At 51.8% G+C, this 13,691-nt stretch carries 10 protein-coding genes; all 10 read left to right on the forward strand.

Translation table 11 applies throughout. The features are described 5' to 3' along the window. The first annotated feature begins 100 nt into the window (after positions 1-100). The gene (locus B9D94_RS07010; protein ID WP_148246699.1) at positions 101-1,840 is read left to right on the forward strand and encodes an extracellular solute-binding protein; all 1,740 of its coding nucleotides are present in this window, start codon (positions 101-103) and stop codon (positions 1,838-1,840) included. 30 nt (positions 1,841-1,870) lie between these two features. Continuing rightward, positions 1,871-2,842 carry an ABC transporter permease gene (locus B9D94_RS07015; RefSeq protein WP_006211993.1) on the forward strand — a complete coding sequence of 324 codons (972 nt, stop codon included), beginning with the start codon at positions 1,871-1,873 and terminating at the stop codon, positions 2,840-2,842. A 15-nt stretch (positions 2,843-2,857) separates the two neighbouring features. Further along, complete coding sequence (locus B9D94_RS07020; RefSeq protein WP_063480341.1) at positions 2,858-3,793, forward strand: carbohydrate ABC transporter permease; 936 nt, start codon at positions 2,858-2,860, stop codon at positions 3,791-3,793. Between the two features lie 61 nt (positions 3,794-3,854). After that, entirely contained in the window at positions 3,855-5,636 is a 1,782-nt protein-coding gene (locus B9D94_RS07025) for a glycoside hydrolase family 2 protein (protein ID WP_253806114.1), read from the forward strand. Between the two features lie 20 nt (positions 5,637-5,656). Then, the gene (locus B9D94_RS07030) at positions 5,657-6,655 is read left to right on the forward strand and encodes an aldose 1-epimerase (RefSeq protein WP_148246701.1); all 999 of its coding nucleotides are present in this window, start codon (positions 5,657-5,659) and stop codon (positions 6,653-6,655) included. Positions 6,656-6,727: 72 nt separating this feature from the next. Beyond that, positions 6,728-8,470 (forward strand): glycoside hydrolase family 2 protein, encoded by a 1,743-nt coding sequence (locus B9D94_RS07035; protein ID WP_006211989.1) that lies wholly within the window; start codon positions 6,728-6,730, stop codon positions 8,468-8,470. A 90-nt stretch (positions 8,471-8,560) separates the two neighbouring features. Beyond that, on the forward strand, positions 8,561-9,958 hold the full coding sequence (locus tag B9D94_RS07040; protein ID WP_148246702.1) for a family 43 glycosylhydrolase: 1,398 nt from the start codon (positions 8,561-8,563) through the stop codon (positions 9,956-9,958). 250 nt (positions 9,959-10,208) lie between these two features. Continuing rightward, a complete protein-coding gene (locus B9D94_RS07045) occupies positions 10,209-11,165 on the forward strand; it encodes an ArsR/SmtB family transcription factor (RefSeq protein WP_006211986.1) in 957 nt (318 codons plus the stop codon). Between the two features lie 277 nt (positions 11,166-11,442). Next, on the forward strand, positions 11,443-12,474 hold the full coding sequence (locus B9D94_RS07050) for a daunorubicin resistance protein DrrA family ABC transporter ATP-binding protein (protein WP_006211985.1): 1,032 nt from the start codon (positions 11,443-11,445) through the stop codon (positions 12,472-12,474). Further along, entirely contained in the window at positions 12,471-13,286 is an 816-nt protein-coding gene (tetB(58), locus tag B9D94_RS07055) for a tetracycline efflux ABC transporter Tet(58) subunit B (RefSeq protein WP_006211984.1), read from the forward strand. Before B9D94_RS07050 ends, tetB(58) begins: the two co-directional genes overlap by 4 nt. Positions 13,287-13,691 lie beyond the last annotated feature (405 nt).

Consider the following 13,691-nt stretch of genomic DNA (forward strand, 5'->3'; position numbering starts at 1 on the left):
GTCAAGCTTTAATCAGGCGCCCTTGAATAACTACAGCTAATAGAACATCTCGACACCATACGGGAACGCTTGCAACTATTCATATCATGGGAGGTTAAGCATGAACAGAACGATGAAGCGCCTTTTCACACTGTTATTCATATCCATATTGATCATTTCGACGGTAACCGCTTGCAGCGGTAAAGGAAACAATGAGCCCGATAATCCCGTAGCCAAAGAAGAAGGCGTTTCTAAAGAGAAGAATCAAGTGATTTTCGAAGACATCAGCGGAGACATTCGCGGGAATACAGCACCGACGCAGGAGCAGATTGACGAGGTGAACAGCACGTTAAACGATACATACCTCGGTGATGTTTACGAGGAAGTGATTCCGAGTGATTATTCTGCATATCCGGTCCAAGGTGACGTGGTACTGGATGTGTGGATGCCCGCGAACTCCAATATCCCGGATATGAATAATCACTTGGTCCAGAAGCAGGTGGAGAAGCTGACCGGAATCAAAGTGAACTTCATTACGCCGCCTGTCGGGCAGGAGGCGGACGCCTTCACCTTGATGATCTCCTCCGGCGAGCTGCCGGATATCATTATCGATCCGGGGCGTTACCCGGGAGGTTTTGAAGCCGGGGTGAACGATGGTGCCTATTTGGACCTCACCGATAGGATGGAAGAGTTTGCCCCCAACTACACGGCATGGCGAAATTCCGATGAAATGAGAAGAAAAACGACCGTAACGGACGATGGCCGATTGCTTGGCTTCTACGGCATCGCGCCGTATTCCGAATGGATCTGGTTCGGAACCTTAATCAAGCAGGAAGCACTGGATAAGACAGGGCTGGAAGTTCCGACAACGATTGATGAATGGTACACGTTCCTCAAGAAATGCCAGGAAGTTGGATATAAGAACCCGCTGAATTACGGATCCACTTACGGCCAAATCTTTACTGGCATCATTAACGGAGCGTATGGCGTGTGGGATTGGACCTTCATCGATGAGAACGGCAAGGTTGCATGGGGACCGGCACAGCCGAAAGCGAAGGAATACCTGACCACGATGCAGCAATGGAACAAGGAAGGCTTACTGAATCGGGACTGGGCGACCGCTGACTTTAATCAACGGATGGCAAGCGCCATTTCCGATGATACGGCTGTCATGATGGACTCGCCGGATACGATGTGGAGTTATTGGAAGGTGCAGAACGATATCGATTTTGTCGGGGCGCTGAATCCTGTGCTGAACAAAGGGGATAAATCCGCATCCACCTATAAGAATTTCAAGAGAGCCGGTACCAATGCGGCCATCACCACGCAGAGCAAGAACGTAGAGGCCGCTATGGCATGGCTGGATTTCAACTTCACGAAAAAAGGCTGGGAGCTCATTAACTTCGGCGAGTACGGCACGGTGCATTTGGTGAATGAGCAGGGGATGCCGTATTACCCGGAGAGCAGCTATATCTACAATGATCCGGATGGTCAGCCGGTTGATGTGACGCTCTGGAAATACCGCATGCACAACTGGCCGAATATTCGTGACGAGCACCATGCGAATCCGTTGATTGCGGCAAAAGGCAGCTATTCGGGCGATATCCGGAAGACCTGGACGGAGAACATGGATACGAGCATGGCGATGCCGCCGATTACGTTCACGAAAGAGGAAGCCTCACGGGAGGCAGAGCTCGGGAACCAATTGTCTACGCTGCGCGGTGAATATTTTGCCAAGATCATGATGGGTGAACTGCCGGTGGATGCGTACGATAAATTTTTGAAGGAAGCGCAAAGCATGGGGCTGGAGGAATTCTTAAGTCTCCATCAAGCAGCCTTGGATCGGTACAACCAACGCTAGTGTCACTTTCGAAGAACAGGTGGTTGAATCATGGAGATATTAAGGAAACCAAGGGAAATGGACCCGGTAGGTTTGAACCCGAAACCGAAGAATACGAAGCGACTGATTCAAAAGGATCTAAAGAAAAACTGGTTTGTCTATCTGATGGCCCTTCCGGTCGTAGCCTGGTTCCTGATCTTCTGCTACGGCCCGATGTGGGGCGTGATGATCGCCTTCAAGGATTTCAAGCCCTTGCTCGGATTTGCCGATAGCGATTGGGTCGGTTTCAAGCATTTCATCGACTTTTTCACAGGGCCTTATTTCTGGAGAGTGGTCAAGAATACGCTGCTTCTGAACGTGTGGGGCATCGCATTCGGATTCACCGCTCCAATCATACTTGCCTTGCTATTGAATGAGGTTCGTTCGTCCAAGTTCAAGCGGACCGTGCAGACCATTACGTACATGCCGCATTTTATCTCATTGGTTGTGGTGTGCGGCATCATACACATATTCACGGCGAACGAAGGGGTCGTAACCCAGCTGCTGTCGTTCATCACAGGCAAAGATTACTCGTCGCTTCTGGGATACTCCAATTTGTTCCGGCCGATCTACACCTTCTCGGGAATATGGCAGAGTATCGGATGGGACAGCATTATCTATCTGGCCGCGATGAGCGGCATTGACCCTTCGTTATATGAAGCAGCCGATATCGACGGCGTGGGTCGGGTGAAAAAAATGTGGTATATCACGCTTCCGCAGATCAGTCCGGTCATCATCATCCTGTTTATTTTTGCGATTGGCGGATTGATGTCGTCCGGTTACGAGAAAATCATTCTGCTGTATAATCCGCTCATCTACGATACGGCGGATGTCATCGCATCGTATGTTTACCGAAGGGGCTTAAGGGAAGCGAGCCTCAGCTACTCCACGGCTGTGGGACTTGTCAGCTCCATCGTCAATTTCGGGCTGTTATGGATGACAAATACGATAGCGAAGCGTAGATCCGAATCCAGCCTATGGTAAGAAAGAGGGACGGTTATGAAAGATATCATGCAACCCAAAGCGAAACGAAGCAGAAAGCACAAGTCCATCGGGGACCGCGTGTTCGATTGGACCAACTATACGGTACTTACCGCATTGACCTTAGTGTGCTTTTATCCGATTCTGCATATCCTGTTCGCCTCCGTCAGTGATCCGGGCGCTTTAATGGCACATAAAGGGGTGCTGTTGAAGCCCTTGGGATTCACGCTGGATGGCTACAAGCTGGTGTTCAAAGATAACAGTCTCTTGAACGGGTACAAGAACACGATCCTTTACGTGGGACTCGGTACGCTGGTCAATATGGTCATGACGATATTAGGCGCATACGTATTGTCCAGGCGGGACTTGTATTTCAAGAATTTCATCATGATTGTCATTACCATTACGATGTTTTTCGGCGGGGGGCTGATTCCATGGTTCCTGTTGATGAAGGATATCGGCCTGTACAACAATCTGTGGGCCATGATCCTGCCAACGGCGTTAAGCACATGGAATATCATCATCCTGCGGACCGGTTTCCAGTCCATCCCGAAGGAACTGGAGGAAGCGGCAGTAATCGATGGCGCCAGCCAGTTCAGCATCCTGGTAACGGTGATTCTCCCGCTATCGAAAGCGACGCTGGCTGTCATATTCCTGTACTATCTGGTTGGCAATTGGAACTCCTGGTTTAATGCCATGGTGCTGCTGAAGGATCGGGAGTTGTTCCCGCTGCAGCTGCTCATGAAGGAAATTCTTGTTGCCAATGACGCTACGGCGACAACGATCGGCAGCGCCGGCGGTGTTGTCATCAATAGCGCTCAGAGCTCCACTGCGTTCCGGGAACTCGTGAAGTATTGCGCAATCGTGGTTTCCACGGTTCCGATCTTGCTGGTGTACCCGTTCCTGCAGAAGTATTTTGTGAAGGGCGTTTATGTAGGCTCGATCAAAGGATAGACGGTGAACTTGTACTTGGATGAACTAGATAGAGATGAATCGAACAGGAGTGAGTCACATCTTGACGACAGCAGTTAGCGAGACACAAACAGGTTTGCGCAGCGAATATCCAAGACCCCAGTTTCAACGCAAGGAATGGCTGAGTCTTAATGGAGAATGGGATTTCGGATTTGATGATCTTGGCATCGGTGAGGATGAGCGATGGTTTCTGGGGAATGCCAAACAATCTTTTACACGAAAAATAACGGTCCCGTTTACGTTTCAAAGCAAGCTGAGCGGCATCGACGATCCGGCTTTTCATGATGTTGTGTGGTACCGTAGAACGTTCGAGATTCCGCCGGATTGGCATGGTAAACGGATCGTGCTTCATTTTGGCGCCGTGGATTATGCGGCCAAAGTATGGGTGAACGGGCATATGGTGGCGGTGCATGAGGGCGGTCATACGCCGTTCCAGGCAGACATTACGGCTGCGCTGGCGGCAGGAAGCAACACCGTCATCGTTCGAGCCGAGGATTTCAGCCGGGATGTCACCTTGCCGCGCGGCAAGCAGTATTGGCTTGAGCATTCCGCAAGCATATTCTACACCCGCACGACCGGCATCTGGCAAAGTGTATGGATCGAGCCGGTATCCCCTGTACATCTGAGCAAGACGATGATGACACCTGATATTGATCGAAATGAAATCCGCATCCGGACGTTTATAGAGGGAGTTAAGTCTGCGGAGGAGGTCAAGCTGCAGATTACCGTAAGGTTTCAGGGAGAGCTTGTTGCGGAGGATCAATATGCGATTCAAAATGCGGAGCAGCTTAGGACCATCGGTCTGAGCGATTTCACAGATCATGGATTGGGGCGGCTGTGGAGCCCGGAGCATCCGAACCTGTATGATATCGAGTTTCGCCTCCTTCAAGCCGAAGCCGTGGTGGATCAGGTATCGAGTTATTTTGGCATGCGCAAGGTATCCATCGAGGATGGCAAGCTGTGCCTGAATAATCGCCCTTACTTTCAGAGGCTGGTGCTGGACCAGGGATATTTTCCAGAGGGCATCCTGACGGCGCCGTCGGATGAGGCGTTAAAACGCGATGTGGAACTGGCGAAGGAAATGGGCTTTAACGGCGTGCGAAAACATCAGAAGAGTGAGGACCCCCGCTTCCTGTACTGGTGTGATCGACTCGGCCTGCTGTTATGGAGTGAGGCAGCTAACGCGTATGAATACTCCGAAGCGTATGTCCGCCGGTTCACGGCAGAGTGGCAGGAGATTATGGAGCGGGATTACAATCATCCGTGCATCATCACGTGGGTTCCGCTGAACGAGAGCTGGGGCATTCCGAATGTCCAGATGGATCGGCGCCAGCAGCAGCACGGACTGGCGATGTACCATTTGACTAAATCGCTGGATGATAGCAGACCCGTCGTTTATAACGACGGATGGGAGCATATGACCACCGATCTGGTCACGATCCATGACTATGAGAGCCGTCAGGAGGTGCTGGAGGAGCGGTATGCAACAGCCGCGTCTGCGGTGCAGGCCATGCCGGCTAACCGGAGGATCTTTGTCGGCGGAGCCAGCTATCAAGGACAGCCGATATTCGTATCGGAGTTCGGCGGCATTGCCTTCAAGAAGAGTGAGTGGGATGGCTGGGGTTATTCCGGCGCAGAGAATGAAGAGGATTTCTTGGCCCGGCTGAAGGCGGTGGTTGATCCAATGTTCTCGTCACCTGTGGTTCAGGGATATTGCTACACACAGCTAACGGATGTTGAGCAGGAGATCAATGGACTGCTGACGTATGACCGCAAGCCGAAAGCACCGCTTGAGACCATCCGTAAGATTATGATGGGAACCTAATCGGGGGAGATGAAGAAGAAATGGACCGAACGAATGCCTATGAGGGTGTATACCATGACGAGAGCGCGGTTTATTTAAGGGCGGGAGCTTATGAAGCAGTCATGCTTCCGGGAATCGGGGGGAATCTGATTTCGTTCCGGGACCTGGAGAAGGGGTGCCGGTTTCTGCATGAACCGGCACCGGAGGAAATGGCGGCATTCAGGGAAAGACCGATGATTCACGGCATACCGGTGCTGTTTCCCCCGAACCGCTATGAGCAAGGCAATTTCCGGTGGAACGGCAAGATCCATCACCTTCCCGTCAACGAGGAGGCAACCGGTCATCATCTTCATGGCTTCTTGTACAATATTCCATGGGAGCTTGATGACTACGGGCACTCCAAGCAGGAGGCTTATGTGACGGTATCTGTCCATGTGGATGAACGGCATCCGGTATACGAAGCCTTTCCGTTCCCGTTTCATATTCAGCTGCGGTACAGCTTAAGCGATCAAGGGTTATCCCAGCGCGTCACGATAACCAATACGGGGACAGCATCCATGCCGTGCCTGCTTGCATTTCATACGTCCATTAATGCGCCTTTCGTGGAGGGAGGCGATGCCCGGGATTACCGGATGAAGCTGACCCTTGGTAAGCGGTGGGAGCTCGGTGAATCCATGCTGCCCACCGGCGCCCATCAGCCATTGTCCGCGAGTGAGGAAGCGATGCAAGGCGACGGCGTCTATCCGTTCTTCGAGCGTATGGACAATCACTATACCGCCGCCGCCCAGAATGGAAGGAACCGAATGGAGCTTACTGATGAGGTTGCCCAATTGACGTTGGTGTACGACGTGGGTACCTCTTACAAGCAGTGGATGATCTGGAATAATGAAGCGACGGAGGGTTTCTTCTGCCCTGAACCGCAGATTAATCTGGTCAATGCGCCCAATATGGACATGCCAGCGGAGGAAGTCGGGTGTTTCAGTCTGGATCCACATGAGATATGGGAGGAGACCAGCAGGCTGTACGTTAGGAAAAGCTGAGGCAGTGCCCACCTTCAGCCCCATGGCAATAGATACTATACAGACAAATTAAACGTTAAAAGGAGTTCAACCATGACCCACACTACAGTTCCGCGTCCCGAATACCCGAGACCCCAATGGGTAAGACCCGATTGGATCAACCTGAACGGTCCATGGCAATTCGAAATCGATCATGGCCGGAGTGGAAAAGAACGCGGTTACCAAGAAATCGGACACGAGCTCTCCGGAACGATCACGGTCCCTTTTTGCCCGGAGAGCAAGCTGTCTGGCGTTGAATATAAGGATTTTATGGCTGGCGTCTGGTATAAACGGGAGTTTACCGTGCCGGAGAGCTGGAAGGGCAGAACACTGCTTCATTTCGGGGCGGTCGATTATGAAACGGAAGTATGGGTGAACGGTGTATCCATAGGTACCCATCGCGGAGGATATACCCCGTTCAGCTTTGATATCAGCCCTCAGATGACACCGGGCGCGAATGTGATTACCGTATATGCGGAGGACGATGTCCGTTCCGGACGTCAGCCGCGAGGCAAGCAGAGCGAGCGCTACGACTCCCATGGCTGTGATTACACGCGCACCACAGGCATCTGGCAGACGGTATGGCTGGAGCATGTGCCGGAAGCCTATTTGTCTGACATGAAAGTGGTGGCAGACCCTGATAATGCTTGCGTACACCTTGAAGTGAAAGTGGTCGGAAAGGCATTGGGGGGCAAGCTCACTGCTGCCGCTCTCTATGACGGTAAGGCTGTAGGGGATGCCAGCGCTTTGGTATCCGGACCGTCCGTCAAGCTCACCCTTCCGTTGGAGGAGGTTCACTTATGGGAGGTTGGTCAGGGCAGATTGTACGATCTGGAGTTATCCCTGCAGGAGCAAGGTAAAACAGGTGATACGGTGCAAGCTTATTTCGGCCTCAGAAGCGTTAGGCTGGACGGCATGGCATTTCGGATCAACGGCAGATCCATATTTCAGCGTCTGGTGCTGGATCAGGGCTTTTACCCGGACGGCATCTATACGGCTCCAAGCGACGAGGCTCTTCGCAACGACATCGAAATATCGATGGGCCTTGGCTTTAACGGCGCGAGGCTGCATGAGAAGATATTCGAACCGCGCTTCTTGTATTGGGCCGACCGGTTAGGTTATCTGGTATGGGGAGAGCATGCAAATTGGGGACTGGACATCACAACAACCGAGGGGCTGTCCCATTTCCTGCCGGAATGGCTCGAAGGGATGGAGCGTGATTTCAATCATCCTGCCCTTATCGGCTGGTGTCCTTTTAACGAAACTTGGGATCGGGACGGTGCCAAACAAAATAACGAAGTGCTGCGCATTGTATACGAGGTATCCAAAAAAATCGATCCGACGCGTCCGGTCATTGATACGAGTGGCAACTTCCATGTCGTGACGGATATATTCGACATTCATGATTATGATCAGAACCCGCAGACATTTAAGGAGAGATATGAGCCGATGAAGGATGGCGGCGAGGTGTACAACAGCTTTCCGAACCGGCAGCAGTATGCGGGGCAGCCTTATTTCATCAGTGAATATGGCGGCATCTGGTGGAATCCGGAGCAGCAAGATGAGAAGTCCTGGGGATACGGGGATCGTCCGACATCTGAAGAAGATTTTCTTACGCGTTATGCGGGTTTGACTAATGTCTTGCTCGATCATCCGCGGATGTTCGGATTTTGTTACACCCAGCTATACGATGTCGAGCAGGAAGTGAACGGGCTGTATACCTACGACAGGAAGCCGAAATTCGATCCTGATCTGATACGAAGCATAAATTTGCGTAAGGCCGCCATTGAAGATTGAAGCCGCTGTCCCATGACTGCTCTGTACAGGCCGGAATCTTGGATGCCCAAGTGCATGTTGTTACATTATCCAAAAAGGACGTGACCGGTAATGAAGGTAGACATTCGGAATAAATGGCTGCTCGCAGTGTGCGCACTTCTTATTTTTCCTATGGGGCAGGTGACCCATGCCGTCTCAAGCCAAAACAACTTCTACAACGTTGTCATGCAGGATGGAGCGGATCCTTGGGTTTATAAACATACCGACGGTTACTACTATTTTACGAAAACGACCGGCGGTGACGTTACGATCTGGAAGTCAGCCCAGCTGACGGCGATGGATGCAGCTCCCGCTACGGTCGTAAACACAGGCTGCTGCGGGATATGGGCTCCCGAGCTGCATTACATCAACGGCGCTTGGTACATCTACTACGCGAAGGACGACGGGGACAATGTCAATCACCGTATGTATGTGATGGAGAATACATCGGCAGATCCGACACAGGGAATCTGGCAGTATAAAGGTCAGATTACGGACCACACCAACAAGTGGGCCATTGACGGCACGGTGCTGCAAGCAGGCGGTCAGCTGTACTTTATCTGGTCCGGCTGGGAAGGGGATACCAATGTGCGGCAGAATCTGTATATCGCACGCATGAGTAATCCGTGGACCATCAGCTCGGATCGGGTGGAGATTGCAAGGCCTACTTATCAGTGGGAGACGAATCACTCCCCGCACGTAAACGAAGGTCCCCAGGTGATTATCCAAAATGGCGTCATTAGCCTGGTGTACTCGGCCAGCGGGAGCTGGACCAATGACTATTGTCTAGGATTGATCACAGCCAGCACGACCAGCGATTTGTTGAACCCGGCATCCTGGAACAAACGCAGCCAACCGATATTCAAGTCGGGTAACGGGCTGTACGGACCGGGCCACCATTCATTCACGAAGTCGCCGGATGGCACGGAGGATTGGATGCTCTACCACGTCGCTAAATATCATAATGCCGGGTGGAATCGTGAGGTTCGAATGCAGAAATTCACATGGCATGCGGACAATACCCCGAATCTTGGTGTTCCGGCGAATCCGAATGCGCCCATAACTTTGCCTTCAGGCGAAGCCGCTCACACCCGTTACGAAGGGGAAGTGGGAGCGTTCGGCGGTGTCGCCTATGCATCCGGAAGCCCCAACGGCTCGGGAGGACTTAAGGCGGGACATATCGACACGCCGGAGAGTTATGTTGAATTTTCCGTTCATGCCGCATCGGCTGGCGAATATATTCTGCTCGCCCGGACAGCGAACGGCACAGCCGGGGGGAACTGGTCCAATCTTCTGTTAAGCGTAAATTCAGGCGTGCCGAGCAGGTTCCACATCACGAATAAAGGCTGGGAGAACTGGGGATTGTCCACGGCGCGAGTTCAGCTTAAGGCCGGCGTGAACCAGATCCGTTTTTCTAAAGGCGAAGGCTACGGAGAAATCGATTTTTTTGACATCAAGCCAGCGAATTAGCACACTGTGCATGACAGATGGAACCGAAAAAAATAGTGGAGTTCGCTTGACCATGGATGGCTTCCGGTTCTCCCGGAGGCCTTTTCTGGCTAAGCAAGGAGGCGTTCTCCCCTACTCCTTCGAAGAGCTAACTAACGGCAAAATGATGATAGATCAACGATGTAAGCCTTTGCAAGTTTGATTGTTTTTCGTCACGTTAAGAAGTAAGATAATTGTAATGAATATGTTTAGTTTAAAGGAGAGCAGATTTGTGCTGGAACTTGGCTTTAACGACCCGGAAAGACTCGTCACGGTATCCCATGCCTTGTCAACGCGTTCACGGGTTGATATTCTAAGGCTCCTGAATTCCAAAAATTTAAATATTATCGAGATTGCCGAGAAGCTTAAACTTCCGGTCTCAACAGTAGCCAGCAACATCAAAGTGCTGGAAGCCGCCGAGTTAATCAATACTGAACTGCTGCCGGCTTCCCGCGGGGCCATGAAGGTCTGCAGCCGGAATTACGACGATATTCACATTGCCCTGAACTTGAAGAATTCGGTGCCCAAGGGAGTAACGCATGTTTATGAAGTCGAGATGCCGATCGGTCATTACAGCGATTGCGAGGTATCTCCCACCTGCGGAATGGCTAATGCGGACGGTTATATCATTAAGGAAGACGAGCCTGCGAGCTTTTACCACCCCAAGCATGTGAACGCCCAGATCATCTGGCTGCGCAAGGGGTATCTGGAGTATTTACTGCCGATGGATATTCCGGCCGGAGCTCGCATTGAATCGCTTGGACTGTCCATGGAAATGTGTTCCGAAGCGCCGAATTATGATCATAATTGGCCGTCCAATATTTCGGTATGGGTAAACGGCGTGGAGATTGGAATGTGGACAAGTCCAGGTGATTTCGGGGACCGCCGCGGCAAACTGAATCCGAATTGGTGGTATGATTGGGCTACGCAATACGGCTTTCTCAAAACATGGCGAGTGGACCACGAAAAGACGACCCTTGATATGGATAAAGTGTCCGATGTTACATTAGATCATCTTAGGATTAACGAGAGCCCCAAAATGCGCCTGCGTATCGGCATCAAACCCGATGCCGTAAATCAAGGCGGACTGAATTTGTTCGGCCGTCAGTTTGGCGATCATGAACAAAATATTATGATGCAGATTAAATATACGATGGATCAGGATGAGGAAGATCCGGTTGTCCCCTAGAGCAGTTCGCTCGCTTGACGAAGACCTCACCTCATCAAAATAACAAAAGAACCGTTTCTTTCGTAAATGGGCAGGACGTGCCTCCATTTAACCAAGAAACGGTTTTTTTGCTTATGTCTGAAGTTTGCCTTTGCACAGCACAGCACAGCATAGCGGCGGGGAGGAACGGTTCGTGTGCGGCGCGTAAAAGAGCCCATTTTATTTTACGGTTTACATTCCGTTTAAATACGGGTGTTACGATCCCCATATCATCAATAATGGATTGGAGGAAATAGAAGTGGAGCATGTATACAGAAAGAGAATGGAACCGAACAATGGAGACCTCGCTGTTGAAGCACATGGACTTGTCAAAACCTTTGGCAGCAATCGTGCAGTAGACGGTGTAAATTTGCAGGTGCGCGCAGGCACGATTTACGGCGTGCTTGGACCGAATGGTGCAGGCAAGACAACCACCATTCGGATGCTGGCGACCCTGCTGCGGCCGGATGCAGGTTCCGCCCGAATCTTCGGGCACGATGTGCTTGCGGAATCCCAGATCGTTCGTCAATTAATCGGGGTGACCGGCCAATACGCATCGGTTGACGAGTCGCTCAGCGCCACCGAGAATCTGATCATCTTCTCACGCTTGCTGGGACTGGGCCGTACAGAGGCACGGCGCAAGTCCGAAGAATTGCTGGAGGAATTCGGATTGACGGAGGCGGCGAAGCGGCCGCTCAAAAATTTCTCCGGCGGCATGCGCCGCAGGCTGGACCTGGCGGCAAGCCTCATTGCCCAGCCGCCGCTCATTTTTCTGGATGAACCGACAACGGGGCTGGACCCGCGCACGCGTTCACAGATGTGGGATACGATCCGCAGGCTGGTGAATACCGGATCAACTGTACTGCTCACGACGCAGTATCTGGAGGAGGCTGATCAGCTGGCTGACCGAATCGCCGTCATCGATTACGGCCGGGTGGTGGCCGAAGGTACGGGAGATGAGCTGAAAATGTCAGTGGGGACTTCGTCGCTGCATCTGACGGTCCAAAACCCGCTGGACATTGACAGGGCTCGTCATACCGTGGAACGGGTGCTGAAAGTCCATGTCAATGTGTCACCGGAAGCTGGAAAGATTACGGCGCCGATGGAGAGTGCGGACCTTGTTGCAGACCTGTTGATCGAGCTTCGCTCGGCGGGAATTGGCTTGTCCGAGATGAGTGTGCAGAAGCCGACCCTGGATGAGGTATTCCTGACGATTACCGGTCATGGAGTGAAAGAGGAGACGTCTCAAGCGTCCCGTGAATCCAATAAAACAGAGGTGACAACCGTATGAGCAGCACAATGATTAAGCCAGCTAAGGAGCGGCAGCTGAAAAACCACACAAGTCTCGGTCAGACGCTGCGAAACTCATTGACGATGGCCTACCGGGGGCTGCTGAAGATTCGGCGCACGCCCGAGCAATTGTTCGACGTAACGCTCCAGCCTATTATTTTCACCTTGATGTTTACCTATATTTTTGGCGGTGCGATCTCTGGCGACGTATTGAGTTATTTGCCTGTCATCATTCCGGGGATCCTCGTTCAGACCGTGATTACGACCTCCGTTGTGACCGGGGTTCAACTGCGCGAGGATATGGATAAAGGGGTGTTCGACCGATTCAAGTCGCTGCCTATTGCGCGGATTGCTCCGCTTGCCGGAGCCCTGCTGGCAGATACCGTCAGGTATACCATAGCAACGGTGCTTACCTTTAGCATGGGATATGTTATGGGGTACCGTCCCGAAGGGGGCCTTGGCTACGTTGCTCTCGCGGCGCTGCTGGTAATTTTGTGTTCATGGGCAATCAGTTGGATATTTGCTTTCTTCGGTGTCATTGCACGTACGGCCTCAAGCGTACAGGGCATATCCATGATTGTGCTGTTCCCGCTCACGTTTCTCTCCAATGCGTTCGTTCCGGTAGATACCATGCCGGGCTGGCTGCAGTGGTTTGTGAACATCAATCCGATCTCGCATCTGGTTACGGCTGTGCGGGATCTGACCAACTCCGGGATTGTCGGATGGGATCTCGCGATATCGTTGATCGGCGCTGCCGTCATTGTAGCTATCTTTGCTCCGATTACGGTACGTGCATATATGCGCCGCACGTAAGAGCAGCAGTTGAACAACCGGACTTTCATTCAGGTTTGCCGCCTGTGTAAGACTACCTATGCGAACGCTGGTTGACATCGATTTATTATTTCACTATACTGTCTGTAATCTTATAAACGACATGCGTTGAAAGAGCCCAGTAGCAGCTTGGTCCCTGTTCTAGAAAGCCGGGGGTTGATGGAACCCGGTACACACCAAGCTGGCGAATTACACTCTGGAGTATCTCGGGTAATGCCGAGCGGAAATGGCGAACGATATCTCGCCTGATGAGCGGCATGAACGGCGCGCAGCAGCAGCTGGCGGTCCAATTGTGCAATCTGGGTGGTAACACGGTTATTAATCGTCCCTATGTCTATAACAGACAAGGGGCGATTTTTTGTTTTTTTCAACGAGGATGGACGTTTC

Source organism: Paenibacillus sp. Cedars (genome assembly GCF_003184205.1).
Classification (GTDB): domain Bacteria; phylum Bacillota; class Bacilli; order Paenibacillales; family Paenibacillaceae; genus Paenibacillus_AQ; species Paenibacillus_AQ glucanolyticus.

Bases quoted from the DNA above. Each gene is read 5' to 3' on its own strand.
- B9D94_RS07035 (WP_006211989.1), top strand. From the start codon at position 6,728: ATGACCCACACTACAGTTCCGCGTCCCGAATACCCGAGACCCCAATGG.
- B9D94_RS07030 (WP_148246701.1), top strand. From the start codon at position 5,657: ATGGACCGAACGAATGCCTATGAGGGTGTATACCATGACGAGAGCGCG.
- B9D94_RS07010 (WP_148246699.1), top strand. From the start codon at position 101: ATGAACAGAACGATGAAGCGCCTTTTCACACTGTTATTCATATCCATA.
- B9D94_RS07015 (WP_006211993.1), top strand. From the start codon at position 1,871: ATGGAGATATTAAGGAAACCAAGGGAAATGGACCCGGTAGGTTTGAAC.
- B9D94_RS07040 (WP_148246702.1), top strand. From the start codon at position 8,561: ATGAAGGTAGACATTCGGAATAAATGGCTGCTCGCAGTGTGCGCACTT.
- B9D94_RS07020 (WP_063480341.1), top strand. From the start codon at position 2,858: ATGAAAGATATCATGCAACCCAAAGCGAAACGAAGCAGAAAGCACAAG.